General features: G+C 70.4%; 25 protein-coding genes. 15 read left to right on the forward strand and 10 right to left on the reverse strand.

Annotation, left to right across the window (positions count from 1 at the left end; all coding sequences use genetic code 11):
- Window positions 1–57: 57 nt before the first annotated feature.
- The 4 genes from AKH00_RS13090 to AKH00_RS13105 are packed head-to-tail and all read right to left on the reverse strand — an operon-like array spanning window position 58 to window position 2,772.
- The gene (locus tag AKH00_RS13090) at window positions 58–291 is read right to left on the reverse strand and encodes a MoaD/ThiS family protein (RefSeq protein WP_050723198.1); all 234 of its coding nucleotides are present in this window, start codon (window positions 289–291) and stop codon (window positions 58–60) included.
- The gene (gene moaC / locus AKH00_RS13095; RefSeq protein WP_050723199.1) at window positions 288–767 is read right to left on the reverse strand and encodes a cyclic pyranopterin monophosphate synthase MoaC; all 480 of its coding nucleotides are present in this window, start codon (window positions 765–767) and stop codon (window positions 288–290) included. The genes AKH00_RS13090 and moaC overlap by 4 nt, the downstream gene beginning before the upstream one ends.
- Window positions 767–2,005 (reverse strand): molybdopterin molybdotransferase MoeA, encoded by a 1,239-nt coding sequence (locus AKH00_RS13100; RefSeq protein WP_050723200.1) that lies wholly within the window; start codon window positions 2,003–2,005, stop codon window positions 767–769. The genes moaC and AKH00_RS13100 overlap by 1 nt, the downstream gene beginning before the upstream one ends.
- The gene (locus tag AKH00_RS13105; RefSeq protein ID WP_050723201.1) at window positions 2,002–2,772 is read right to left on the reverse strand and encodes a HesA/MoeB/ThiF family protein; all 771 of its coding nucleotides are present in this window, start codon (window positions 2,770–2,772) and stop codon (window positions 2,002–2,004) included. The genes AKH00_RS13100 and AKH00_RS13105 overlap by 4 nt, the downstream gene beginning before the upstream one ends.
- A 166-nt stretch (window positions 2,773–2,938) precedes the next feature.
- On the opposite strand from AKH00_RS13105, the gene AKH00_RS13110 reads away from it, so the two are divergent.
- The 6 genes from AKH00_RS13110 (at window position 2,939) to moaA (ending at window position 8,132) form a co-directional block, all read left to right on the forward strand.
- Window positions 2,939–3,793, forward strand: a complete 855-nt coding sequence (locus tag AKH00_RS13110; protein ID WP_050723202.1) for a CPBP family intramembrane glutamic endopeptidase — start codon at window positions 2,939–2,941, stop codon at window positions 3,791–3,793.
- A gap of 81 nt (window positions 3,794–3,874) precedes the next feature.
- The gene (locus tag AKH00_RS13115) at window positions 3,875–4,267 is read left to right on the forward strand and encodes a TOBE domain-containing protein (RefSeq protein ID WP_050723203.1); all 393 of its coding nucleotides are present in this window, start codon (window positions 3,875–3,877) and stop codon (window positions 4,265–4,267) included.
- 1 nt (window position 4,268) lies between these two features.
- On the forward strand, window positions 4,269–5,048 hold the full coding sequence (gene modA, locus AKH00_RS13120; protein WP_050723204.1) for a molybdate ABC transporter substrate-binding protein: 780 nt from the start codon (window positions 4,269–4,271) through the stop codon (window positions 5,046–5,048).
- Window positions 5,045–5,833 (forward strand): ABC transporter permease, encoded by a 789-nt coding sequence (locus tag AKH00_RS13125; protein ID WP_050723205.1) that lies wholly within the window; start codon window positions 5,045–5,047, stop codon window positions 5,831–5,833. The genes modA and AKH00_RS13125 overlap by 4 nt, the downstream gene beginning before the upstream one ends.
- Entirely contained in the window at window positions 5,830–6,894 is a 1,065-nt protein-coding gene (locus AKH00_RS13130; RefSeq protein ID WP_235556773.1) for a sulfate/molybdate ABC transporter ATP-binding protein, read from the forward strand. The genes AKH00_RS13125 and AKH00_RS13130 overlap by 4 nt, the downstream gene beginning before the upstream one ends.
- A 158-nt stretch (window positions 6,895–7,052) precedes the next feature.
- Window positions 7,053–8,132, forward strand: a complete 1,080-nt coding sequence (gene moaA, locus AKH00_RS13135) for a GTP 3',8-cyclase MoaA (RefSeq protein WP_050723207.1) — start codon at window positions 7,053–7,055, stop codon at window positions 8,130–8,132.
- A gap of 66 nt (window positions 8,133–8,198) precedes the next feature.
- Here the strand turns inward: moaA and AKH00_RS13140 are convergent, their stop codons facing one another.
- Window positions 8,199–9,413, reverse strand: coding sequence for an amidohydrolase (locus AKH00_RS13140; protein ID WP_050723208.1), 1,215 nt, complete (start codon window positions 9,411–9,413; stop codon window positions 8,199–8,201).
- 105 nt (window positions 9,414–9,518) lie between these two features.
- Window positions 9,519–10,169 (reverse strand): TetR/AcrR family transcriptional regulator, encoded by a 651-nt coding sequence (locus tag AKH00_RS13145; protein WP_050723209.1) that lies wholly within the window; start codon window positions 10,167–10,169, stop codon window positions 9,519–9,521.
- Window positions 10,170–10,323: 154 nt separating this feature from the next.
- Here AKH00_RS13145 and AKH00_RS13150 point away from each other — a divergent pair, with 154 nt between their 5' ends.
- The 6 genes from AKH00_RS13150 to AKH00_RS13175 all read left to right on the forward strand — a co-directional run bounded on the left by AKH00_RS13150 (window position 10,324) and on the right by AKH00_RS13175 (window position 18,254).
- The gene (locus tag AKH00_RS13150) at window positions 10,324–11,988 is read left to right on the forward strand and encodes an ABC transporter substrate-binding protein (protein ID WP_050723210.1); all 1,665 of its coding nucleotides are present in this window, start codon (window positions 10,324–10,326) and stop codon (window positions 11,986–11,988) included.
- Window positions 11,989–12,172: 184 nt separating this feature from the next.
- Window positions 12,173–12,997, forward strand: a complete 825-nt coding sequence (locus AKH00_RS13155; protein WP_050723211.1) for an ABC transporter ATP-binding protein — start codon at window positions 12,173–12,175, stop codon at window positions 12,995–12,997.
- Entirely contained in the window at window positions 12,994–13,815 is an 822-nt protein-coding gene (locus AKH00_RS13160; RefSeq protein WP_050723212.1) for an ABC transporter ATP-binding protein, read from the forward strand. Before AKH00_RS13155 ends, AKH00_RS13160 begins: the two co-directional genes overlap by 4 nt.
- Window positions 13,812–14,912, forward strand: coding sequence for an ABC transporter permease (locus AKH00_RS13165; RefSeq protein WP_050723213.1), 1,101 nt, complete (start codon window positions 13,812–13,814; stop codon window positions 14,910–14,912). The genes AKH00_RS13160 and AKH00_RS13165 overlap by 4 nt, the downstream gene beginning before the upstream one ends.
- A gap of 1 nt (window position 14,913) precedes the next feature.
- Entirely contained in the window at window positions 14,914–16,011 is a 1,098-nt protein-coding gene (locus AKH00_RS13170) for an ABC transporter permease (protein ID WP_082297619.1), read from the forward strand.
- Window positions 16,008–18,254: a glycoside hydrolase family 3 N-terminal domain-containing protein gene (locus tag AKH00_RS13175; RefSeq protein WP_050723214.1), complete on the forward strand. Its 2,247-nt coding sequence runs from the start codon at window positions 16,008–16,010 to the stop codon at window positions 18,252–18,254. The genes AKH00_RS13170 and AKH00_RS13175 overlap by 4 nt, the downstream gene beginning before the upstream one ends.
- Before the next feature lie 93 nt (window positions 18,255–18,347).
- Here AKH00_RS13175 and soxR read toward each other — a convergent pair whose 3' ends face one another.
- Window positions 18,348–18,821 (reverse strand): redox-sensitive transcriptional activator SoxR, encoded by a 474-nt coding sequence (gene soxR / locus AKH00_RS13180; protein ID WP_268768113.1) that lies wholly within the window; start codon window positions 18,819–18,821, stop codon window positions 18,348–18,350.
- A 74-nt stretch (window positions 18,822–18,895) separates the two neighbouring features.
- On the opposite strand from soxR, the gene fdxA reads away from it, so the two are divergent.
- The 3 genes from fdxA to AKH00_RS13195 all read left to right on the forward strand — a co-directional run bounded on the left by fdxA (window position 18,896) and on the right by AKH00_RS13195 (window position 20,437).
- On the forward strand, window positions 18,896–19,222 hold the full coding sequence (gene fdxA / locus AKH00_RS13185) for a ferredoxin (protein WP_050723215.1): 327 nt from the start codon (window positions 18,896–18,898) through the stop codon (window positions 19,220–19,222).
- A complete protein-coding gene (locus AKH00_RS13190) occupies window positions 19,219–19,737 on the forward strand; it encodes a flavin reductase family protein (protein WP_050723216.1) in 519 nt (172 codons plus the stop codon). The genes fdxA and AKH00_RS13190 overlap by 4 nt, the downstream gene beginning before the upstream one ends.
- 70 nt (window positions 19,738–19,807) lie before the next feature.
- A complete protein-coding gene (locus AKH00_RS13195; protein WP_050723217.1) occupies window positions 19,808–20,437 on the forward strand; it encodes a superoxide dismutase in 630 nt (209 codons plus the stop codon).
- Between the two features lie 100 nt (window positions 20,438–20,537).
- Here AKH00_RS13195 and AKH00_RS13200 read toward each other — a convergent pair whose 3' ends face one another.
- From AKH00_RS13200 to AKH00_RS13210, 3 genes are all read right to left on the reverse strand, one after another.
- Entirely contained in the window at window positions 20,538–20,942 is a 405-nt protein-coding gene (locus tag AKH00_RS13200; RefSeq protein ID WP_050723218.1) for an arsenate reductase ArsC, read from the reverse strand.
- 34 nt (window positions 20,943–20,976) lie between these two features.
- Window positions 20,977–21,993, reverse strand: a complete 1,017-nt coding sequence (locus AKH00_RS13205; RefSeq protein ID WP_050723219.1) for a LacI family DNA-binding transcriptional regulator — start codon at window positions 21,991–21,993, stop codon at window positions 20,977–20,979.
- A gap of 97 nt (window positions 21,994–22,090) precedes the next feature.
- Window positions 22,091–23,752, reverse strand: a complete 1,662-nt coding sequence (locus AKH00_RS13210) for a glycoside hydrolase family 13 protein (protein WP_050723220.1) — start codon at window positions 23,750–23,752, stop codon at window positions 22,091–22,093.
- Window positions 23,753–23,790: the final 38 nt, after the last annotated feature.

A 23,790-nucleotide genomic window follows, 5' to 3' on the forward strand; every position in this document is an offset into this window, starting at 1 on the left:
GGGGCGTTTCGTCTCGCTGCGCTCGTTCAACGACCGGGGGTGAGGGGCAGGTGTTTCTCAGCCGCCGGCGAACGGCGGCAGCACGTCGATGAGCTCGACGCCCTCGAGCGACCGATCCGCGTCGCTGCGCACTCCGTCGACCATGACCGCGCACCGCGGCAGGATGTCGGCGAGAGCCGGATGCTCGACCACGACCGCCGCGCGCAGCTCGGCCAGAGTCCCCTCGGACCGGTCCTCGGCATCCGTTCCCGCGGCCTCGGCGGCTGCGGCGAAATAGCGCACGCGGGTCACGGCGCCTCGCCCTCGCGCACCCAGTCACCCGAGCGCCCGCCCGACTTCGCGACGATGCGCACGTCTTCGATCACGACGGAGCGGTCGATGCCCTTCACCATGTCGACGATCGCGAGCGCGCTGACCGAGACCGCGGTGAGGGCCTCCATCTCGACGCCCGTGCGGTCGGCGGTGCCCACGGTCGCCTCGATGTGCACGCCCTCATCGACGACCTCGAGCTCGACGCTCGCCCGGTGCACCCCGATCACGTGCGCGAGGGGGAGCAGCGAGGGTGTGGACTTGGCCGCCTGGATGCCGGCGATGCGGGCGACCGCGAGCACGTCGCCCTTCGGCGCGGTGCCGTCGCGCAGCGCCGCGATCACGACGGGGCTGCAGCGGACGAAGCCGCGGGCGGTCGCGGTGCGCACGGTCGGCTGCTTGGCGGTGACGTCGACCATGTGCGCCCGACCGGCGTCGTCGAGGTGCGGGAAGCTCATCAGACCAGCATGACATCGATCTCGTCGCCCGCGGCGACCCGCTCGACCTCCGCGGGGACGATCGCGAACGCGTGCGCGCGGGCGAGGCCGCCGGCGAGGTGGGAACCCGAACCACCGGCTGTCGCCGGCCGCACGGTGCGCTCCCGCAGGTCGACCACGGCGGGGAGGTACTGGCGGCGTCCCGGCGGGGTGTTCCAGTCGGCGGCGGCCGTGAACACGGCGCGTGCCCGATGGATCTCGGCGCGGCCCTGCAGCGCGAGCAGGGCGGGTCGCACGAACACCTCGAACGACACCGCGACGCTCACGGGATTGCCGGGCAGGCCGAACACGAGCGTCCCCGCGCCGAGCACGCCGAACGCCTGGGGCTTGCCCGGCTGCATGGCGACGCTCGCGAACTCGACCTCGCCGGCGCCGTCGAACGCTCCGCGCACGGGTTCGTAGGCTCCCGCGCTCACGCCGCCCGTGAAGACGATCACGTCCGCTCCGCGCGCCACCGCCTCCGCGGTGACGTCGTGCACGGCACCGGCGTCGTCGGCGACGCGGGCGACGAGCACGACCTCGGCATCGACATCCCTCACGAGCTGCGTCAGCAGCGGGCCGTTGGAGTCCGGGATGCGCCCCCGTGTCGGCGTCTCGCCCGGCGTGAGGAGTTCGCTGCCCGTCGAGACGACCGCGACCCGTGGAGCGCGCGTCACGTCCACCCGGCCGACGCCCGCGGCGACGGCGGCCGCCACCTGGAAGGCGCCGAGGCGCTCGCCCGCCCGGACCACCGCGTCACCCGCGCGCAGGTCGGCGCCCCGCCGACGCACGAAGGCACCGGATGCCGGAGCAGACAGCACCCGCACCGCGCCGAGCGAATCCGCGAGTCCCCCGGCGGTGTCCTCGAAGGGCACGATCGCGTCGGCGGCGCTGGGCGTGGGCGATCCCGTCATGATGCGCACCGCCTCTCCCTCGCCGAAGGCCGGGTCGTCGGACGCACCCGCCGGAAGGTCGGCGACCACCCGCAGCGTCACAGGGTGCTCGGGGGATGCCGTCGCGACGTCGGCCCCGCGCACCGCGAAGCCGTCCATGGCGGAGTTGTCGAACAGGGGGATGTCATGGGCGGCGGTCGCGTCGGCGGCGAGGGTGCGGCCCGCGGCATCCGTCACCGTCAACGTCCCGACGGGCAGCGTCCGCACCGCGCCGAGTACACGGGCCAGCTGCTCTTCGACGGTGCGTCGCGAGCCTGCGGCGCTCATGCGGCCACCGCCGGCCGGATCGCGATCTCGTGCTGCCGGGCCGTGAGCGCGTCGATCATCGCGAGGCGTCCGAGCAGCGGCTCGCCCGCACCCGTGATCAGCTTCACGACCTCGCCGGCGAGGATCCCGCCGACCTGCACGCACAGGGCGCCGAGCACGCCGACCTGCGCGCAGCTGGGCGGCTCTCCCTCGGTGCCGGGCGGGAACAGGTCGGCCAGCACGACGGGTGCCTGGCCTGCGGGCGGCGCTGACCAGAACACGGTCGCCTGCGCGTGCCACTCCTGCACCGCGCCCCAGACCAGAGGGATGCCGAGATGCTCGGCCGCCGCGGCCACGTCGCGTCGCGTCGCGAAGGAGTCGCTCGTGTCGACCACGATGTCGGCCGGACCCAGCAGCCGGGCCGCGTTCGCGGCATCCAGTCGCACCCGCTCCGCACGGACCGCGGCCTGCGGGGCGAGCGCGGTGATCGCGCGCGTGGCCGAGTCGGTCTTCGGCGTGCCGATGTCGTCGACGCGGTGCACCACCTGTCGCTGCAGGTTGGTCAGCTCGACCACGTCGTCGTCGATCACCGTGAGTGCGCCGACGCCCGCGGCTGCGAGCGCCATCAGCACGGGAGAGCCGAGCCCGCCGGCGCCGACGACCGCCACGTGGGCGGCGGACAGCCGACGCTGCCCCTCCTCGCCGATGCCGGCCAGCACGGCGTGACGGGCGGTGCGGACGAGCTCGGACGGGTCGAGGGCCGGAGCGGGGGCGACGAGGGGGTCCATGGGACCAGGTTAGGCGCGGGGGAGCCCGGGTGGTCCGTGTGCGGGAATCATCCCTCGGGGTCGAGCGCGCACCCGACCATCATTCTGCGTGCTCGGATGCTGACGCCGACACCCTCGTACTGCCATCATGTCTCTCAGATCGAGGACTCGACGAGCGGGGGCGGCAATGACAGCGACGAACGACCTGACGACCGGGGGACGAGCGGGCAACCCGTGGCGGCGCTTCTGGGAACGCGGTGGCTGGTGGCGGGCGCTCCTACTCGCGGCGGCCTATTACGGGCTGTACCAACTCCTCGGCCTGCTCGTCGGGACGGTGTTCCCCGAGGGTGGCGCGCTCCGCGGCGAGAAGGGCAGCGCGGGCGACGTCTTCATCGGGACAGGGCTTCCGATCCTCCTCGGCGGCGTGCTCCTGGTGCTCTTCGCCGTCTCCGTCGGCTGGCTCCGTGAACTGTTCGCCCCGCAGGCGATCCGCGGGCGTCGGTGGATGTGGATCGGGATCGTCGTGGTCCTCGTCATCAATGTCACCGCCCTGCTCAGCGTCGACTACGGCGAGGCCGGTCTCCCGTTCGTCTTCAGCTGGCTGCTCACCGGGCTCTTCATCGGCTTCGCGGAGGAGGTGCTCACGCGGGGCTTCGTCGTGAATCTCATGCGCAAGGCCGGTCAGGGGGAGATCGCCGTCGCGCTGGTGTCGTCCGCCATCTTCGCCGCCCTGCACCTCGGCAACCTGTTCACCACCGACCAGGGCCTCGTCGTCACGCTCGAGCAGGTGGCGTACACGTTCGCCTTCGGCGTGATCATGTACCTCGCGCTGCGCGTGACGGGCAGCCTCATCGCGCCGATCCTCATCCACGCCAGCACCGACCCCACGCTGTTCGTGCACGGCGCGTATCCGCTCGAGGGATCGCTGCTCTCACTGGTGCCCGCGCTGAGCACGTACCTCGTCCTGCTGACCGGCGTCATCCTGCTGATCGTGCTGATCGTGAGCGAGAGGCGCCGCGCCCGGGCGGCTGTCTCCGTCTGACTCCGGAGTTCCCCGCCGACCACTTCCGCATCCGCGGATAAAATCAGCCGCAGTGATCCGCATTGGCGGTATGGTCGGATCATGCAGACCTTCCGCATCGCCCGCGCCGCACAGCTGCTCGGAGTCAGCGACGACACCGTGCGACGTTGGATCGACCAGGGGTTGCTCCCCACCACGGATGCCGTGCCCGCAGAGATCCCGGGTGACGCGCTCGCCGCGCGAGCCGTCGCGCTCGCCGAGGAGACGACCGATCCGAACGGCGTGCTCTCCAGCGCCCGCAACCGTTTCGTCGGCATCGTGACCCGCGTGCAGATCGAGGGCCTCATGGCGCAGGTCGATCTGCAGTCCGGGCCACATCGCGTCGTGTCGCTCATGTCGGCCGAGGCCGCGCGCGACCTCCACCTCGAGGTCGGCTCCCTGGCCACCGCATCCGTCAAGGCGACCCAGGTCGTCGTCGAAGTCCCGAAGGGCTGACATGAGCCGCTCGCTGCTCCGATCCGCCGCCGTTCTCGCGCTCGCCGCGCTCGCCCTCACCGGGTGCTCGTCGCCCTCCGCCGAACCGACTCCCGACGACACCGTCTCCAGCGCCAGCGCGCTGGCCGGAGACCTCACGGTCTACGCGGCCGCGTCGCTGAAGGGCGCGTTCGACGAGATCGGCGCCGCCTTCGTCGAGGAGCACCCCGATGTCAACTTCAGCGCCGTGTACGACGGCTCGTCGACCCTCGTCACGCAGCTGCAGGAGGGCGCGCCTGGCGACGTGTTCGCGTCCGCCGACGAGAAGAACATGGACAAGCTCGCGGACCTCGCCGTCGACCCGACCCTGTTCGCGTCGAACACGCTCGTGATCGCCGTGCCGGCCGGCAACCCCGGCGGCGTCGAGAGCCTTGCCGACCTCGCCGACGTCACGACGGTGCTCTGCGCTCCCGAGGTGCCGTGCGGCGCAGCATCCGCCACCCTGCTCTCGAACGCCGGTCTCACCGTCGAGCCCGCCAGCCTCGAGCAGAACGTCACGGCCGTGCTGACGAAGGTCGCCGCGGGCGAGGCCGACGCCGGACTCGTCTACGCGACCGACGTGATCGGCCGCGACGACATCGAGGTGATCGTTCCCGACGGAGCCGACGACGTCGTGAACCGCTACCCGATCGCCGCGCTCGACGGGGCTCCGAACGGTGAGGCTGCCGAGGCGTTCGTCGCGTTCGTGCTCTCGGACGCGGGGCAGAAGATCCTCGCGGACTTCGGGTTCGGAGCACCGTGAGCGCAGCCGATCACCGGGGGCACGCGCCGCGGGCGCTCCTCGTCCCCGCGCTGATCGCACTCGTGTTCCTCGTGCTGCCGCTCGCGGCGCTCGTGGCTCGGGTGAACTGGTCGACGTTCGTCACGGACGTGACCTCGGATGCCGCTCGGGATGCGCTCGTGCTGTCGTTGGTCACCGGACTCGTCGCCACTGCGGTGTGCGCGATCGTCGGCGTGCCGCTCGCGCTCACGATCGCCCGTTCGGGGCCGCGGGTCGCGGCGGTGCTCCGTGCAGCCGTCACGATCCCCCTCGTGCTGCCGCCCATGGTCGGCGGCGTGGCTCTGCTCTACCTGTTCGGCCGTGCCGGCTGGTTCGGCGGGCTCGGGCTGTCGTTCAGCACCCCGGCGGTGGTGCTCGCGCAGACGTTCGTGGCGCTGCCCTTCCTCGTGCTCGCGGTCGAGGGGGCGGTGCGCACCTCCGGGGTCGAGTACGAGCGCACTGCCGCCGCGCTCGGCGCGAACCGTTGGACGATCCTGCGCCGGGTGACCCTGCCTCTCGCCGCGCCGGGCATCGTCGCCGGGGTGGTGCTGTGCTTCGCCCGCGCGATCGGCGAGTTCGGGGCCACCGCGCTGTTCGCGGGCAACCGGCCGGGCGTGACGCAGACCATGCCCCTCGCGATCTACACCGCGTTCAACGGGGCCGGCGTCTCTCAGGGCACCGCGGTGGCCCTCGCGCTGCTGCTGCTCGCCGCCGCGATCGCGGTGCTGCTGCTCGTGCGCGGATGGCGGCCGGGGGCGACCCGATGAGCGCGGCGCAGGGACTGAGGGCGCACGTCGTCGTGCCGCGCGAGCACTTCGTCGTCGACGTCGCACTGCAGGTCGCCGCGGGCGAGACGGTCGCGATCATGGGCCCGAGCGGAGCCGGCAAGTCGACCGTGATGCAGGCCCTCGCGGGCATCGTCGGCATGACCGCGGGCGAGATCGAGATCGACGGCCGGGTCGTCGACCGCATCGCCGCGCCTCGGGTGCGCACCGAGCCGGCCCGACGGGGCATCGTGCTTCTGGGGCAGAATCCGCGGCTGTTCCCGCACCTGACCGTGCGCGAGAACGTCGCGTTCGGGCCGCGGGCTGGCGGCGTCGCCGCCGCGATCGCGCGGAGCAATGCCGACGAGTGGCTCGACCGCGTCGGGCTGCCCGGCGCGGGCGGACGGATGCCGCACGAACTCTCCGGCGGGGAAGGGCAACGCGTCGCGGTCGCCCGGGCACTGGCCGCCGCGCCGCGGGCCGTGCTGCTCGACGAGCCTCTCGTCGCCCTCGACCCCGACACCGCCGGCGAGATCCGACGGATGCTCCGCGAGCAGCTCCAGGGCACGACGACCGTGGCCGTGACACACGACGCGGGCGATGCGGTCGCCCTCGCGGAGCGACTGATCGTCGTGGAACGGGGCCGCGTCAGGCAGCACGGGCAGGTGCGCGAGGTGCTCGCCGCCCCGGCATCCGCCTTCGTCGCCTCGATCGCCGGGCTCAACCGGGTCGAGGGTGTCAGCGGAGACGGCGGGTGGCGGTGGGGTGATCTCCGGTTGACGAGCACAGACACCGCCTCCCGCGCACTCGCGGAGAAGGACGGCGTCGCACTCGCTGCCGTCTTCCGCCCGCAGGACGTGCAGATCGTCGGGGACGGCGAGTCGGATGCCGGTGCGTGGCCTGCCCGGATCGCACGACTCGAGCCCACGCTCGCGGGGATGCGGGTGCACACCGAGTCCTGCCGAGTCGAGGTCTCCCTCTCTGAGGCAGCAGGCCTCCTCGTGGGTGACCCGGTGCTTCTGCGGGTCGATCCCGCCGACGTGCGTTTCGTGCCCCTGGCCTAGGGTGCTGCGACGGATCCCTGCGCTGGTGCAGGATCCGGACGACATCGACCGTGTTCTCGGTCACGACAGAGAACACGAGGTGGCCGCGGCTGCCGAAACGGCCCCGGCCCGATCCCACCGGGTTACTCTCGAAACATGGCGGGGAACGGGGCGAGGCGATGACGGCGGTGCCCGTCGCGATCGGGCGGCGGACGACCACGCCCGCGCCCGCTCCCGAGCGCGGGGACGGCCGCCTCGTCGACACGCACGGCCGCGTCCACCGCGACCTGCGCATCTCCCTCACGGATCGCTGCTCCCTGCGGTGCACGTACTGCATGCCCGAACAGGGCAACGAGTGGCTCGCGCGCACCAGCATCCTGTCGACCGACGAGATCGAGGAGGTCGCCCAGGTCGCGGCATCCCTCGGCATCCGCACGTTCCGACTGACCGGCGGTGAGCCGCTGCTGCGCGCCGACATCGTCGACGTCGTGCGTCGCATCTCCCGCATCGAGGGGCCGGACGGGCCCGTCGAGGTCGCGATGACGACCAACGGCATCACGCTCGCGAAGAAGCTGCCCGAGCTGATCGACGCTGGACTCTCGCGGCTCAACATCAGCATCGACACGATCGACCGGCAGAAGTTCGCCGACCTCACTCGCCGGGACCGTCTCGACGATGTGCTCGAGGGCATCGCTGCCGCCGCGGCCTCCGAGCTGCGTCCGCTCAAGCTCAACGCCGTCGCGATGCGGGGCGTGAACGACGACGAGCTGGTCGACCTCGTGCAGTTCGCGATGGACGTGGGAGCGCAGCTGCGCTTCATCGAGCAGATGCCGCTCGACTCCGGTCACACCTGGGACCGCGCCTCGATGGTCACGCGCGAGGAGATCCTCGAGTCGCTCGGTGCCCGCTGGCGGCTCGACCCGGTGCCCGGCCGTGGGGGAGCGCCGGCCGAGAAGTGGCGGATCGACGGCGGTCCGCACGAGGTCGGGGTGATCGCTTCGGTGACGGCGCCCTTCTGCGGAGCCTGCGACCGGCTGCGCCTCACCGCCGATGGGCAGTTCCGCAACTGCCTCTTCTCGAACTCCGAGTACGACCTCGGCGCGGTGCTGCGCGAGAGCGCGGCATCCTCCCCCGCCGAACGGGCCGAGGCGATAGCCGCCCTGCTGCGCTCGTGCGTGCACGGCAAGCTGCCCGGCCACGCGATCGACGATCCGTCGTTCCTGCAGCCGGCCCGCGGGATGAACGCGATCGGCGGCTGAGGGCGGCTCGTGACTTCCGCGCACTTTCCGCGGCCGAGCGTGGCCGCGGAAAGTGCGCGGTGCGCGTCAGCCGAGGAACTCCCGCGCCGCCGCGCTGAGCGCCGTGACGCCGACCTCGATGGTCGGGTGGATCTCGGGCGCGAAGAACGGCGAGTGGTTCGTGGGGATGTCCTTGTCGAGCGTTCCCGCGGCCATCGCGGCCTGGAACCGGGCCGGGTCGACACCGCCCCAGAACCAGAAGACGAGCGGAGCGCCGGTGTCGCGCGCGAACCACGACACATCCTCGCTTCCGGTGAACATTCCGGGGTCGATCACAGCGGTCTCCCCGAGGGCCCTCTGCAGGGCCGAGGTCACGCGCGCCGTGGCATCAGCATCGTTGATCGTGGGCGGCAGCGTGTGGTCGGTGCGGATCTCGGGCTCGCGCTCGGCGCCGGATGCCGCAGCCTCGGCGCGCACGATCCGCTCGACGCTCGCGAGCACCTTGTCGCGCATCTCGTCGGTCGGGTAGCGCAGGCTCAGCTCGAGCTTCGCCTCGGCCGGGATGATGTTGTTCTTGAGTCCCGCGTGGATCGAACCGACCGTCACGACGGCGACATCGCGAGGATCCACCTCGCGTGAGGCGATGGTCTGCAGTCGCATGACCGTGGCCGCGGCCATGACGACGGGGTCGATCGTGGAGTGCGGTCGCGAACCGTGACCGCCGCGTCCGTGCAGGATGACGGTGAGGCCGTCGGAGGCTGCCATCTGCGTGCCCGACCGGACGCCGATCGTGCCGGCGGGCAGCGGCGTGACGTGCTGCCCGAGCACGATGTCGGGCTTCGGGACGATATCGAGCAGGCCGTCGTCGAGCATGGCCCTGGCGCCGGCGCCGTACTCCTCGGCGGGTTGGATCAGCACGACGAGGGTGCCGGACCAGTCATCCCGGTCGGCGACGAGCTTCTCGACCGCGCCGATCATCGCGGTCACGTGCATGTCGTGGCCGCACGCGTGCATGACGGGCACGGTGGTCCCCGCGGGGTCGATGCCGGTGGCGGTGCTGGCGTAGGCGAGGCCGGTCTCCTCGGCGACGGGCAGCGCGTCCATGTCGGCGCGTACCCACACGACGGGGCCCTCGCCGTTCTCGAGCACGCCGACGACGCCCGTGACGCCGACGCCCTCGCGCACGTCGAGGCCGAGATCGCGCAGGTGGCCGGCGGCGATGCCGGCGGTGCGGGTCTCCTGGAACGAGAGCTCCGGGTGCTGGTGCAGGTCGATGTACAGCGCTTCGAGGTCGATCGTCATGGCCCCGAGCCTACTCGCGCACATCTGTGCGGCATCCCGCCCGTCTATTTCTGCCGTTCGGCACGAATAGACGGTCGGTTTGCGCCGAACGGCAGAAATAGCGGGTCAGGGGGTGTGGCTGTACGACTCCAGCTCGGGTCCGGGATGCAGCACGCTGTTCACGATCGCGCGGATCGCGAACTCGCTCGCCTCTCCCAGGTCGAACACGTCGCGGTGCAGCAGCCACTGCAGCTGCAGGCCGTCCATGACCGCGAGGATGCTGGCGGCGGCCATCGCGATCGTGTCGGGTTCGGTCACGCCCTCCTGCGCGCAGAGCTCCCGGAACGCCTCGGTGACCTCTCGGCGCAGCGTCGTGTACCGCTCCTCGAAATACTCGCGTCCGGGGTGATTGTCGGTCACCGACTCCGAGGAGAGCACGGTATAGGCCTGCACGATCCCGGGGCGGGAGACGTTCGCGATCGCGGTGCGCACGAGGTGGAGGAACAGCTCGGGTCCCCCGGGGATGTGCTTCTCGGCCAGGTCCTGCACGTCGGCCTGGTCACGGAACGCGAGCACCTCGAGCAGCAGCTTCTGCTTCGACCCGAAGTGGTGCAGGACGCCGGCGTGCGTGATGCCGACCTGCTCCGCGACATCCGCCAGGGTGCCGTTTGTCGAGCCCTTGTTGCCGAAGATCTCCACGGCCGCGGAGAGGATCTGCTCCCGCTTCGCGCGGGTCGCCGGACGCACGTGCTCCTGCGCGACGGCTGCTTTCGCCATGGTCGCTCCTCTCTCTCGCGGACCGTACTTGCCAACCTTACTTACTAACGAGTAACCTCGCATCAACTTACTTTCTCGACAGTAAGTAAACACCTCGGCGGATGCCCGAGCACCCGCCGCTCACAGCACAACGACCCGTGCCCAAGGAGAAGCAATGAAGCTCAGAAAGTCCCTCATCGCCGCGCTCGCGGTCGGCGCCCTCGGCGCCACGGTCCTCGCGGGATGTTCGTCGGACGGCGGATCCGGAGACGGCGCCGACGGCGGAGCCGCGCTCACGATCGCGAAGCCCGACGGCGCCATCACCACCGAGTCGAACAACCCCTATGTCGGCGACTCCTCGGCATCCAAGTACGGCTACGGCAAGGTCATCTTCGAGACGCTGGCCCTCGTCAACCAGACCGGCGACCGCGAGACGACCCCGTGGCTCGCCGAGAGCATCGAGTGGAACGACGACTACACCGCCGTAACCGTCGTCCCCCGCAAGGACGTCACCTGGAGCGACGGCGAGCCCTTCACCGCCGACGACATCGTCTACACCTACGAGCTCGTCTCGACCCCCGCGCTCGACACCGCAGGCCTCAAGTTCGAGGGTGCCACCGTCGAGGGCGACGCCGTGACGCTCAACTTCGGCGAGTCGAAGTACGTCAACCAGTCGCGCGTGCTGCACGTGCCGATCGTGCCGAAGCACATCTGGGAGAACCTCGACGACCCGGCCACCGACCCGGTCAAGGGCGACGACCTCGTCGGCACCGGCCCGTACGCGCTGTCGAACTGGTCGACCGAGTCGGTCACGCTCGAAGCCCGCGACGACTACTGGGGCGGCGACCTCGCCGTGCCCGAGCTGCACTACGTCTCGTACGGCGACAACACCGCGCTGACCACCGCTCTCTCCCAGGGCGAGGCCGACTGGGCGCAGGCGTTCATCCCGCAGATCCAGGAGCAGTACCTCGACGCCGACCCCGAGCACAACAAGTTCTTCGTGGCTCCGACGACCGGTTCCGCGACGCTGTTCATGAACCTCCAGGAGAAGCCCTTCGACGACGTCGCGTTCCGCCAGGCGCTCGCCTGGGTCATCGACCGCGACGCCTACGTCGACATCGCCCGCGAGGGTGCGAGCGAACCCGTGTGGTCGGTCACCGGCCTCTCGTCGATCCTCGAGGACGAGATCCAGCCCGAGTTCCAGGGTCAGGACTACTCGGTGGATGCCGAGAAGGCCCGCGACCTGCTGGAGTCGGCCGGGTACACCTGGAAGGACGACGCGCTGATCGACCCCGACGGCACGCCCGTCTCGTTCACGCTCTCGGTCCCCTCGGGCTGGAGCGACTGGAACACCGCGCAGGAGCTCATCGCCGAGGACGTCACCGAGGCGATCGGCGCCGAGGTCAAGATCGACATGCCCGACTGGGGCGGCTGGGCCGGGCCCCGCGACGAGGGCACCTTCTCGGCGATCATCCACTGGCTCGAGGACAGCGGCACGGCCTACGGCCTCTACACCTCCACGATGGACCCGCGCTGGATCTCCCCCGAGGGGATCGCGGGCTTCAACTTCGGGCGCTTCGAGGACCCGGCCGCCACGGAGGCGCTGAACGCCTACGCGAACGCCTCGTCCGACGAGGAGCGCACCGCGGCGATCACGACGCTGGAGCAGATCTTCGTCGCTCAGGTCCCCGCGATCCCGCTCGGCGCGCACCCGCTGCTCGGCGAGTACAACACGCGCAACTACGTGGGCTGGCCGTCGGAAGACGACCCTTATGCCTCGGGCGACCCGACGCAGCAGAACATCGTGATGATCCTCACGAAGCTGAAGCCCGCCGAGTAAGCAGCCTCACCCGGTCGTTGAGCGAGGACCGAAGGACCGAGACGAAACGCGTCCACCCCGGCGCGGAACGTCGAACGCAGGCGCAGCGCGTTTCGTCACTTCGACTCGCTTCGCTCGCTCAGTACGGCGCTCGCTCCGCTCGCTCAACGACCGGGTGTTCAGCACCCGACGAAGGACACCACCCATGTCAGACCCCCTCCTCAGCGTGCGCGACTTCTCGGTCGTGTACGACGTCGATCCGCCCGTCGAGGCGGTGAAGAACGTGACGCTCGAACTGCAGCGCGGCGAGATCCTCGGTCTCGCCGGCGAGAGCGGATGCGGCAAGACGACGCTCGCGTACGGCGTGCAGCGCCTGCTGCGAGCGCCGGCCGTGATCGCGGGCGGCAGCGTCACCTTCCATGACGCCTCCGGCGTCGACGTCGACATCAACGCGCTCGACGTCGACGCGATGCAGCGCTTCCGCTGGGACAAGGTCTCGATGGTGTTCCAGGGCGCGATGAACGCCCTCAACCCCGTCGCGACGATCGGCTCGCAGCTCGAGGACGTCTTCGAGATCCACCGTCCCGACATGACGAAGAAGCAGCGTCGCGCCGAGGCGGAGGAGCTGCTCGAGATCGTCAAGGTCGGCCGCCAGCGCATCCGCTCCTTCCCGCACGAGCTGTCCGGCGGCATGCGCCAGCGCGTCATGATCGCGATGGCCCTCGCTCTGCGCCCGCAGCTCATGGTCATGGACGAGCCCACGACGGCGCTCGACGTGCTCGTGCAGCGGGAGATCCTCAAGCAGATCTCGCAGCTGCGGCACGAGTTCGGCTTCTCGGTCATCTTCATCACCCACGACCTCCCGCTGCTGCTCGAGATCAGCGACCGGATCGCGATCATGCGCGAGGGCGAGATCGTCGAGCTGGCGTCCGCCGAGCAGATCTGGACCGACCCGCAGAGCGACTACACCAAGACCCTGCTGTCGTCGTTCCCCCGGCTCACCGGCGCGAGAGGAGTGCTGGCGCGATGACGACTCTCGAGTTCTCCCACGTCACCAAGGTCTACAACGTCCGTGGAGCCGGCCAGCTCAAGGCGCTCGACGACGTGAGCTTCACACTCACCTCGGGCCAGACGATCGGCCTCGTCGGGCAGTCCGGCAGCGGCAAGTCGACGATCGCGAAGATCCTCACCCAGCTCGAGACCCCCACGAGCGGCGAGGTGCGCCTCGACGGCAAGCCGATCCCGCGCCGGGGAAAGGGGCTGCGCACCTACCGCCAGCAGCTGCGCATGGTGTTCCAGGATCCGTTCGCCTCCCTCAACCCGTACCACTCCATCCGGTACCACATCGAGCGTCCGCTCCGCCTCGACGACGTCGTGCCGAAGAAGGAGACCGAGGCCGAGGTGCGGCGCCTGCTCGAACGTGTCCGCCTCGACGCAGACGCCGTGATCGATCGTCGTCCGCACGAGCTGTCCGGCGGTCAGCGTCAGCGCGTCGCGATCGCCCGGGCGCTCGCGTCCCGTCCGAGCCTGCTCGTGGCGGACGAGCCCGTGTCGATGCTCGACGTGTCGATCCGACTCGGTGTGCTGACCCTGCTCGCCGACCTGCAGCGCGAAGAGGGGCTCGGCGTGCTGTACATCACGCACGACCTCGCCACCGCCCGGCACTTCAGCGACGAGATCATGGTGCTCAACCAGGGTCGCGTCGTCGAGTACGGCCCCGCGGACGACGTCATCCTCGACCCGCAGGACCCCTACACGCGCGAACTGCGGGCGGCATCGCCCGACCCCGAGAAGCACTTCGCCTCGGCCGGGGCGAACGGCATCGGCAGCACAGGAGGCGACCAGTGACCACCGCATCCCCCGAGCTCGGCCAGACCGGGCTGAATCCTGAAGACGGCCGTCCCGATGCACTCGAGGTCGGCACGACCGCCACCACGGCGCAGAAGGGCCGCAAGGTCGTGCCGTGGCGCTTCTTCGCCGGCCGCGCCGCGTTCTACCTGTTCACGCTGTGGGCCGCGATCACGATCAACTTCTTCCTGCCCCGGTTCATGAAGGGCGACGCGGTCGACTCGTACCTCGCGCGCAACCGCAACGTCAGCCCCGAGGCGGCGGAGTCCCTCCGCATCCTGCTCGGCATCGACTCCGACAAGTCGCTGTGGCAGCAGTACCTCGAGTACTGGGCCACGCTGTTCCGCGGCGACCTCGGCATCTCGACCCTGCACGGCCTGCGCCCGGTCGCCGAGGTGCTCAGCGCCGCACTGCCGTGGACCTTGGGCCTCGTCGGGCTCGCGACCATCATCTCGTTCGCGCTCGGAACGGTCGGCGGCGCGATCGTCGGGTGGAAGCGCGGCAGCCGACTCGACGCCCTCATCCCGATCACGACGTTCTTCAACACCATTCCGTACTTCTGGCTGGGTCTGATCGCGATCGCGATCTTCTCGTCGACGCTGAAGTGGTTCCCGTCGTCGCACGCCTACGACAAGGGGCAGTCGCCCGAATGGAGCCTCGACTTCATCGGCCAGGTGATCTCGCACGGCACGCTGCCCGCGGTCACGATCATCATCGCGTCGCTCGGCGGATGGATGCTGGGCATGCGCAACATGATGCTGACGGTCCTCGACGAGGACTACATCACGGTCGCACAGGCCAAGGGCATGCCGAACCGCCGCGTGCTGTGGGCGTACGCCGCCCGCAACGCGGTGCTGCCGCAGATCCAGAGCTTCGCGCTGTCGATCGGCTTCATCGTGGGCGGCACGATCGTGATGGAGATGGTCTTCAGCTATCCCGGCGTCGGCAAGCTGCTGCTCGACGCGACGAACGCGAAGGATTTCGCCCTCATGCAGGGCGTGTTCCTCGTGATCACCCTGTCGGTGCTCGTGGCCAACATCCTCGCCGACGTCGTCTACGCATACCTCGACCCGCGCACGCGCCAGACGGAGGCCTGACATGAGCGTTCCCACCCAGGCGGACACCACCGCCCCCGACGGCAGCACGGTCGCGACCGGGATGCCGGAGACCGTGACGTTCCGCACCGGCGGAGGAGCCACGCCGCCGCGCAAGACCTTCTGGTCGCAGATGGCGCAGGCGTTCGCGATGTTCCGCAACCGCAAGTCCATCGCCGGTCTGATCATCCTCGGGATCTTCGTGCTCGTGGCGATCCTCGCGCCGCTCGTCGCCCCCTACGGGCCGACGCAGAAGGACCGCTCCGCACTGCGCCAGCCGCCCTCGTTCGAGCACTGGCTCGGCACGACCCACATGGGCGAGGACGTGCTCAGCCAGATCATCTTCGGCACCCGCGGCGTCGTGGTCGTCGGCTTCCTGTCGGCGATCATCGCGACCCTCATCGCCATCACGATCGGCGTGATCGCGGGCTACGTGCGCGGCTGGAAGAGCGAGTCCCTGTCGGCGCTCACGAACGTGTTCCTCGTGATCCCCGGCATCCCGCTCATCATCATCGTCGCCTCGCAGTTCGAGAACCCGCCGCTCATCGTGATCGCGGCCGTGCTCGGCCTCACCGGCTGGGCGTGGGGCGCACGCGTGCTGCGCGCCCAGACGATGTCGCTGCGCAACCGCGACTTCATCCAGGCCGCCCGCGCGAACGGCGAGCCGCTGCGCCGCATCATCACGGTCGAGATGCTGCCGAACCTCATGGCGCTCATCGCGTCGAGCTTCGTCGGCACCGTGACCGCGGCGATCCTCGGGCTCACGACGCTCGCGTTCATCGGTGTGATCCCGGTGAGCAACCTCAACTGGGGCACGATCCTCTTCTGGGCGCAGCAGAACGGCGCGTTCCCGCGGCTGTGGTGGTGGTACGTGCCCGCCGGACTCTGCATCGCGATCATCGGCGTCGCGCTCTCGCTCATCAACTTCGGCATCGACGAGTACGTCAACCCGCGGCTCCGGTCGGCGGGCGAGCGGGCCAGGGCGATGAAGAAGAAGGGCCTGAACGTGAACGACCCGGTGACGGCCGTGCGCGCCCCGGCATCCGGCCCGGCGGCGGCAGCCGGCGACATGAACCAGAACACGACGAACAGCAAGCGATGACCTCTCAGACACTGACCGACTCCCTTCCCTACCTCGACCCCGCACTCCCCATCGCGGCCCGCGTCGCCGACCTCCTCGACCGCATGACGGTGGAGGAGAAGGTCGGCCAGATGCTGCAGCTCGACGCACGCGACGACCTCGACGACCACGTGCTGCGGCGCACCGTCGGCTCGATCCTGCACACCTCGCCCGAGCGGCTGATCCGCGCGAACGAGCTCACGGCGCAGACGCGTCTGCGCATCCCGCTGCTCGTCGGCGAGGACTGCATCCACGGGCATTCGTTCTGGCCGGGCGCGACGATCTACCCGACGCAGCTCGGGATGGCGGCGTCGTGGGATGCGGAGCTCGTCGAGAAGGTCGCCCGGGCCACCGCGGTCGAGGTGGCTGCGACCGGCATCCACTGGACGTTCTCGCCCGTGCTGTGCATCGCCCGTGACCTGCGGTGGGGACGCGTCGACGAGACGTTCGGCGAGGACCCGTTCCTGATCGGCGAGCTGGCCTCGGCGATGGTGCGCGGCTACCAGGGCGAGGGCCTCGACGACCCCACCGCGATCCTCGCGACCGCCAAGCACTTCGCCGGATACTCCGAGACGCAGGGCGGACGTGACGCCAGCGAGGCCGACATCTCGCGCCGCAAGCTGCGGTCGTGGTTCCTGCCACCGTTCGAACGCGTCGCCCGTGAGGGATGCCGCACGTTCATGCTCGGCTACCAGACCACCGACGGTGTGCCGATCACGGTCAACGACTGGCTGCTCAGCGACGTGCTGCGCGGCGAGTGGGGCTACACCGGCACGCTCATCACCGACTGGGACAACGTCGGACGCATGGTGTGGGAGCAGCAGGTGCAGCCGGACTACACGCACGCGGCCGCCGCGGCCGTGAAGGCCGGCAATGACATGGTCATGACGACCCCCGGGTTCTACGAGGGGGCGTTGGACGCGGTCGCCCGCGGGATGCTGTCGTCGTCGGACTTCGACGCAGCCGTGGCCCGCATCCTCACCCTCAAGTTCGAGCTCGGGCTGTTCGAGGACCCCCGGCTCCCGCAGGACGGGTTGGATGCCGTCGTCGGCAGCGCCGCGCACGCGGACCTCAACCTCGAGGTCGCGCGGCGCTCGCTCGTGCTGCTCGAGAACGACGGCACGCTGCCGCTCTCGCCCGTCGCACCGCTGTCGGTCGCCGTGGTCGGGCCGCTCGCCGATGACGCGCAGACGCAGCTCGGCGACTGGGCCGGCGGCTCGGGACAGGCTGGATGGCTCGACGGACAGCCCCGCGAGATGATCACGACCGTGCTCGACGGCCTCGCCGGGGTCGACGGCTGGGCCGTGACGCACGCCCGCGGCGCCGACATCCTCACGCTCGAGGAGGACCCGCGCGGGGCGACGTTCCCCGACGGGCAGCCGCGCCCGCCGGTGGTCGTGCCGGCTGATCGCGATGATGCGCTGATCGCCGAGGCGGTCGCCGCGGCCTCGGCATCCGATGTCGTCGTCGCCGTCGTGGGCGACCGGATCGAACTCGTCGGCGAAGGGCGCTCGACCGCGACGCTCGAGCTGATCGGGGGCCAGAACGCCCTGCTCGACGCTCTCATCGCGACCGGGAAGCCCGTGGTGGTAGTGCTGCTCGCGTCGAAGCCGCTCGTGCTGCCGGCATCGGTCTCTCAGGCCGCCGCCGTCATCTGGGCGGCGAATCCCGGAATGCAGGGCGGGCGCGCGCTCGCCGAGATCGTCACGGGCGCCGTGGAGCCCTCGGGGCGTCTGCCGATCTCGTTCGCGCGACACGTCGGGCAGCAGCCGACGTACTACAACCAGATCCGCGGACAGCACGGCGACCGCTACGCCGACCTCACGCAGTCGCCCGCCTGGGCGTTCGGCCAGGGACTGTCGTACTCGACGGTGTCGTACTCGGATCTCACGGTGTCCTCCGGGCCGTTGTCGGTGGGGGATGCGGTGGTCGGCGAGGTGACCGTGACGAACACGGGTTCGCGCCCGGTGCGCGAGACCGTGCAGGTGTACGTGCGCGACGAGGTCACGAGCGTGAGCTGGACCGACCGCGAGCTCAAGGCCTACCGGCAGGTCGACCTCGCTCCGGGGGAGAGCGCGCGCGTGCGCGTCGAGGTGCCGGTGGCCGAGTGCTCGATCGTCGATGCGGCCGGTGTGCGGCGGGTCGAGCCGGGCGAGTTCGCTCTGCTCGTCGGCCCCGACTCCCGCGAGCAGTCCCTTCTGTCGGCGGCGTTCACGGTGGCGTGACCCCCGTCTCCCGCCCGTCTATTTCTGCCGAACGGCAGAGATGGACGGGCGGTTTGCGCCATTCGGCAGAAACAGACGGGCGGGGCGACGGGCTCAGTCCTGGAGGCGCTGCGGGCCGGCGCCGTGTGTGCCGAGCTCGTCGTCGGGGTTGAGCAGCCCGCACGCCTTCATCGACAGGCAGCCGCAGCCGATGCATCCGGTCAGCTCGCGCTCCAGCCGTTCGATGCCCTCGCGGCGCTTCTCGAGCTCGCGCTTCCACCGGCGGGACGCGCGCTGCCAGTCGTCGTGGCTCGGCGTCTGGGTGAGGGGCACGTCGGCGAACGCCTCTTGCACGTCTGACAGCGGGATGCCGAGGCGCTTCGCCACGGTGACGAGCGAGACCCTGCGCAGCATGTGCCGCGCGTACCGGCGCTGATTGCCGGCGGTGCGGGTCGACGCGATCAGGCCGAGGCTCTCGTAGAAGTGCAGCGCCGAGGGCGCGACGCCCGTGCGGCGGCTCATCTCGCCGATCGTCAGGGGCTCGTCCGGGGCGTGCGGCGTGCGGTCGGAATCGTTGGATGCTGTCAAGGGGCCTCTCCGATTTGACCTCAAGTGTACTTGAGGTCTTACGGTGGAACCGTGCTGCGAACGAAGACCACCCGATGACCTATGTGATCGCGCTGCCGTGCGTCGATGTCAAGGACCGCGCGTGCATCGACGAATGCCCCGTCGACTGCATCTACGAGGGCGAACGCTCGCTGTACATCCACCCCGACGAGTGCGTGGACTGCGGCGCGTGCGAACCGGTCTGCCCCGTCGAGGCGATCTTCTACGAGGACGACCTGCCCGACGAATGGCAGGACTACTACAAGGCCAACGTCGAATTCTTCGACGAGATCGGATCCCCGGGCGGCGCGGCCAAGGTCGGGATGATCGCGCACGACCATCCCCTCATCGCCGCGCTCCCACCCCAGGAGGCTCACGAATGACCAGCACACCCGCACCCGTCCCCGTGCCGTCCCCGGTCGGCGAAGGGCTCAAGGCGGCGTTCCGCCAGCATCCGGCCGGTGTCGCGATCATCACCGCGACCACTTCGGCAGGACCCGTCGGGCTGACGGCATCCAGCGTCGCCTCCGTGGCGGTCGATCCCGCGGCGATCGTGTTCTCGGTCACCCGCGCGACCGGCAGCGCCGGGGCGATCCTCTCGGCCGACAGCTTCGTGGTGCACCTGATCGACGACGAGCACTCCGCACTCGCGCAGAGCTTCGCGGTGAGCGGCGCCGAGCGCTTCACCGACGCACAGGGCTGGAGCGCGCTCCCGACAGGCGAGCCGTACCTGCGCGAAGCGCGCGTCGCGATGCGCTGCCACCCCATGACGATCGTCGCCGTCGGCTCCTCGACCGTCGTGATCGCCGAGGTCGACGAGGTGCTGCTGGGTCGACCGGGACGCCCGCTCGTCTACATCGATCGCCGGTTCCACGCGCTGCCGAACGACGACGCCTGAGGCGACGGCGCCGCAGCGACGGCGCCGCAGCCGCGACACAGACCGCAGAATCACCGAAGGAAGGAATCCCATGTCCACTGCGTACACGCTCCCCGAGCTGCCGTACGACTACTCGGCGCTCGCCCCGCACATCTCCGGGAAGATCATGGAGCTCCACCACTCCAAGCACCACCAGGCCTACGTGACGGGCGCGAACACGGCGCTCGAGCAGCTCGCCACAGCCCGCGGCGCCGGCGACCTCGCCGCCGTGAACAAGCTCGAGAAGGACCTCGCCTTCAACCTCGGCGGACACATCAACCACTCGGTGTTCTGGGAGAACCTGTCGCCCGATGGCGGCGGCAACCCCGAGGGCGAGCTCGAGGCCGCGCTGGCCGACGAGTTCGGCTCGATCGACGCGTTCCGCGCGCACTTCACCGCCACCGCGCTCGGCGTGCAGGGTTCCGGCTGGGCCGTCCTCGCGTGGGACTCGGTCGGCGCACGGCCCGTGATCTTCCAGCTGTTCGACCAGCAGGCCAACGCGCCTCTCGGCGTGACGCCGCTGCTGCAGCTCGACGTGTGGGAGCACGCCTACTACCTCGACTACCTCAACGTCCGCGCCGACTACGTCAAGGCGTTCTGGGAGCTCGTGAACTGGCCCGACGTGCAGCGCCGCTTCCAGCTCGCGCAGGAGAAGACCGCGGGTCTGATCGCCGCGCGCTGATCTGCGGCGGCCCTGCCCTCCCGCCCGTCTGTTTCTGCCGTTCGGCACAAACAGACGGGCGGTTTGCGTCATTCGGCAGAAATAGACGGGCGGGGCGGGGTCAGGCGAGCAGCTCGGCGGCGAGAGACTCGATGCGGCGGCGGATGTCGTCGCGGATCGGACGAACGGCCTCGATCCCCTGCCCGGCGGGGTCGTCGAGCGCCCAGTCCTCGTAGCGCTTCCCCGGGAAGAACGGGCACGTGTCACCGCATCCCATCGTGATCACGACGTCCGAGTGCTGAACGGCTTCGGTCGTCAGGACCTTCGGCGTCTCGGCTGTGATGTCGATGCCGAGCTCGCCCATCGCCTCGACCGCCACGGGGTTGATGTGCTCGGCGGGCAGGGAACCGGCCGAGCGCACCTCGATGCGGTCGCCGGCGATGTGCCGCAGGAACCCTGCAGCCATCTGCGAGCGACCCGCGTTGTGCACGCACACGAACAGGACGGAGGGGATGCCGGGGGCCATGACTCCAGCATCCCATGCGTCCCGCGTCGCTGCCTCAGGCGAGCCGGGCCGTCGTCCCGCGCACCCTCAGCTCGTAGGGCAGCGCAGAGGGAAGGTCCGGATCACCCTCGATCTCGCCCTCGGCGAGCTTCGCGAGCACGACATCCGCGGCCCTCTCGCCCTGCCCGAGCGGGAACTGGTCGACGGTCGTGAGCTGGAAGAGCGCGCCGAGCTCGTGCCCGTCGATCCCCACGATCGACAGGTCGCGCGGCACCGAGATGCCGAGATCCCGCGCGGCGAGGATCGTGCCGATCGCCATCTCGTCCGATGCTGCGAAGACCGCGGTCGGGCGAGGGCCAGGCCGCGTCAGCAGGTGCGTGGCCGCGCGGTATCCGCCGTCGATCGTGAAGTCCGCCGGCTCGAGGAGCGCGGGATCGAGCGGGATGCCGGCTGCCTCGAGCGCCCGCTCGAACCCCAGCCGCCGGAGCGGTGTGACGTGGAAGTCGACGTCGAATTCGGGCGTCGAGCCGATGTGCGCGATGCGCCGGTGGCCGAGACCGATCAGATGCTCGGTCGCGAGCCGGGCCACCGCGACCTCGTCGACCGTGAGGGTGTCGAGTCGGGGGTTCGGGCCGCCGATCGCGACCACGGGCAGTCCGACGGCGAGCAGCTGCTGCGTCTCGTGCTCGTGGAGTTCGATCGACACGGCGATCACCGCGTCCACGCGCTGACGCCGCAGGAAGGTGTCGAACACGTGTGCGCGCACATCCCTGTCGGCGGTGATGTTGTACAGCGTGATGTCGTAGCCCGCGCGCATGAGCGTCGTGGACACCCCCGACAGCACGGTGCTGAAGAACCAGCGGTCGAGGAACGGCACGATCACCCCGATGTTGCGCGTGCGCCCGGATGCCAAGCTCGACGCGCGAGACGACACCACGTAGCCGAGCGCCGACGCGGCCTCCTGGACGCGCAGGCGCGCCGACTCCGACACGTTCGCGCGGCCGCTCAGCGCTCGCGACACGGTCGCCGTGGACACCCCGGCGAGTCGGGCGACCTCGTCGATGCTCGGCATGCTGTCTCTCCCTCGGCGTTCGGATCGCTCCGGTCGCAGCCGGTGCCGCCGGAGGGATGCCGGAGCCACGCCGACTGCGACCGGAGCGGCTCCGGACTCAGACCGTGGTGTACCAGACCGCCGTGTCGACGGGCAGCTCGCCGCCCTCGAACGGCTCGCTCCGCTCCACGATGAGGGCGTCGACGGGCAGGGAAAGCGGCTCGGTGCCCAGGTTGGCGAGCACGTGGACGTCGCCGCGGCGGAACGCCACGGCATCCGCTCCGGCGTCCTCCCAGACGAGCGATCCGCTGCCGAAGCCGTACTCGCGGCGACCGGCGAGCAGTCGCTTGTAGAGCGCGAGCGTCGACGCGGGGTCGACCCCTTCGACGTCGCGGGCGTACGTCGCCCAGTCCGCGGGCTGCGGCAGCCATGAGGCGCCGGTGTCGTTGAAGCCGAAGGCGGGGGCCTCCGCCTCCCAGGGCAGCGGGACGCGGCATCCGTCGCGACCGTAGCGCTCCCCGTTCGTGCGGAACCAGGTCGGGTCCTGACGGAACGCGTCCGGGATCTCCATCGCCTCGGGCAGGCCCAGCTCCTCGCCCTGGTACAGATACGACGAGCCGGGCAGCGCGAGCATGATGGTCGTCGCGGCGCGAGCGCGGGACAGGCCGGTGGCGGTATCGGGCTTGTCCGGGGTGTTCGGGCCGATGCCCTCGCCCTGCGGGTTCTCGGAGGTGAGCGCGAGACGCGAGGCGTGGCGCACCACGTCGTGGTTCGACAGCACCCACGTGCTCGGGGCGCCGACCGCGCCGAACGCGTCGAGGGACTCGCGGATCACGGTGCGCAGCTTCTCGGCATCCCACTCGGTCATGAGGTACGGGAAGTTGAACGTCTGGTGCATCTCGTCGGGGCGCACCCAGAGGGCGGTCTGCGCGAGAGTCGGCATCCACGCCTCGCCGCACAGGGCGCGGTCGCCGTCGTACTCTGCGAGCACCCGGTGCCAGTCGCGGTAGATGTCGTGCACGCCGTCCTGGCCCCAGTACGGGACGTTCGCCTCGCCGCCGCCCATCGAGTCGGCATCCGCGGGCGGGGTGTAGTCGGGGAGGCCGTCGGCCTTGATCATGCCGTGGGCGACGTCGACGCGGAACCCGTCGACGCCACGGTCGAGCCAGAAGCGCAGGATCGAGCGGAACTCCTCCTGGACCTCCTCGTTGGTCCAGTCGAAGTCCGGCTGCGTGGCGTCGAAGATGTGCAGGTACCACTGGCCGGGCGTGCCGTCGGCCTCGGTGATGCGCTCCCACATGCCGCCGCCGAACACCGACTCCCAGTTGTTCGGGGGCAGCTCGCCGTTCTCGCCCTTGCCGTCGCGGAAGATGTAGCGTGCCCGCTCGGGGCTGCCCGGTGCGGCCCTCAGTGCCTGCTGGAACCACGCGTGCTGCGCGGAGGAGTGGTTGGGCACGAGGTCGACGATCACGCGGATGCCGCGGGTGTGCGCCTCGTTCAGCATGGTGTCGAAGTCGGCGAGCGTGCCGAACAGCGGGTCGACGTCGCGGTAGTCGGCGACGTCGTAGCCGGCGTCGCGCTGCGGGCTCGTCATGAACGGGCTGAGCCAGATCGCGTCGACGCCGAGCTCCTTGAGCGCGTCGAGGCGGCTCGTGATGCCGGGGAGGTCGCCGATGCCGTCGCCGGAGGCGTCGGCGAACGAGCGGGGGTAGATCTGGTAGATGACGGCGCTGCGCCACCACTCGGAACCGGGGGCTGCGATCTGCTCGAGCTGTGTCATGCGCCCAGGCTAGTGCAAACGCTTACATGAGCGCCATA

It is taken from the genome of Microbacterium sp. GCS4, from assembly GCF_001262495.1.
Taxonomy (GTDB): Bacteria; Actinomycetota; Actinomycetes; order Actinomycetales; family Microbacteriaceae; genus Microbacterium.

Coding starts and splice junctions, on each gene's coding strand:
- moaC (WP_050723199.1), bottom strand. CDS start 767: ATGAGCTTCCCGCACCTCGACGACGCCGGTCGGGCGCACATGGTCGAC.
- AKH00_RS13100 (WP_050723200.1), bottom strand. CDS start 2,005: ATGAGCGCCGCAGGCTCGCGACGCACCGTCGAAGAGCAGCTGGCCCGT.
- AKH00_RS13105 (WP_050723201.1), bottom strand. CDS start 2,772: ATGGACCCCCTCGTCGCCCCCGCTCCGGCCCTCGACCCGTCCGAGCTC.
- AKH00_RS13110 (WP_050723202.1), top strand. CDS start 2,939: ATGACAGCGACGAACGACCTGACGACCGGGGGACGAGCGGGCAACCCG.
- AKH00_RS13115 (WP_050723203.1), top strand. CDS start 3,875: ATGCAGACCTTCCGCATCGCCCGCGCCGCACAGCTGCTCGGAGTCAGC.
- modA (WP_050723204.1), top strand. CDS start 4,269: ATGAGCCGCTCGCTGCTCCGATCCGCCGCCGTTCTCGCGCTCGCCGCG.
- AKH00_RS13130 (WP_235556773.1), top strand. CDS start 5,830: ATGAGCGCGGCGCAGGGACTGAGGGCGCACGTCGTCGTGCCGCGCGAG.
- moaA (WP_050723207.1), top strand. CDS start 7,053: ATGACGGCGGTGCCCGTCGCGATCGGGCGGCGGACGACCACGCCCGCG.
- AKH00_RS13140 (WP_050723208.1), bottom strand. CDS start 9,413: ATGACGATCGACCTCGAAGCGCTGTACATCGACCTGCACCAGCACCCG.
- AKH00_RS13145 (WP_050723209.1), bottom strand. CDS start 10,169: ATGGCGAAAGCAGCCGTCGCGCAGGAGCACGTGCGTCCGGCGACCCGC.
- AKH00_RS13150 (WP_050723210.1), top strand. CDS start 10,324: ATGAAGCTCAGAAAGTCCCTCATCGCCGCGCTCGCGGTCGGCGCCCTC.
- AKH00_RS13155 (WP_050723211.1), top strand. CDS start 12,173: ATGTCAGACCCCCTCCTCAGCGTGCGCGACTTCTCGGTCGTGTACGAC.
- AKH00_RS13160 (WP_050723212.1), top strand. CDS start 12,994: ATGACGACTCTCGAGTTCTCCCACGTCACCAAGGTCTACAACGTCCGT.
- AKH00_RS13170 (WP_082297619.1), top strand. CDS start 14,914: ATGAGCGTTCCCACCCAGGCGGACACCACCGCCCCCGACGGCAGCACG.
- AKH00_RS13175 (WP_050723214.1), top strand. CDS start 16,008: ATGACCTCTCAGACACTGACCGACTCCCTTCCCTACCTCGACCCCGCA.
- fdxA (WP_050723215.1), top strand. CDS start 18,896: ATGACCTATGTGATCGCGCTGCCGTGCGTCGATGTCAAGGACCGCGCG.
- AKH00_RS13190 (WP_050723216.1), top strand. CDS start 19,219: ATGACCAGCACACCCGCACCCGTCCCCGTGCCGTCCCCGGTCGGCGAA.
- AKH00_RS13195 (WP_050723217.1), top strand. CDS start 19,808: ATGTCCACTGCGTACACGCTCCCCGAGCTGCCGTACGACTACTCGGCG.
- AKH00_RS13200 (WP_050723218.1), bottom strand. CDS start 20,942: ATGGCCCCCGGCATCCCCTCCGTCCTGTTCGTGTGCGTGCACAACGCG.
- AKH00_RS13205 (WP_050723219.1), bottom strand. CDS start 21,993: ATGCCGAGCATCGACGAGGTCGCCCGACTCGCCGGGGTGTCCACGGCG.
- AKH00_RS13210 (WP_050723220.1), bottom strand. CDS start 23,752: ATGACACAGCTCGAGCAGATCGCAGCCCCCGGTTCCGAGTGGTGGCGC.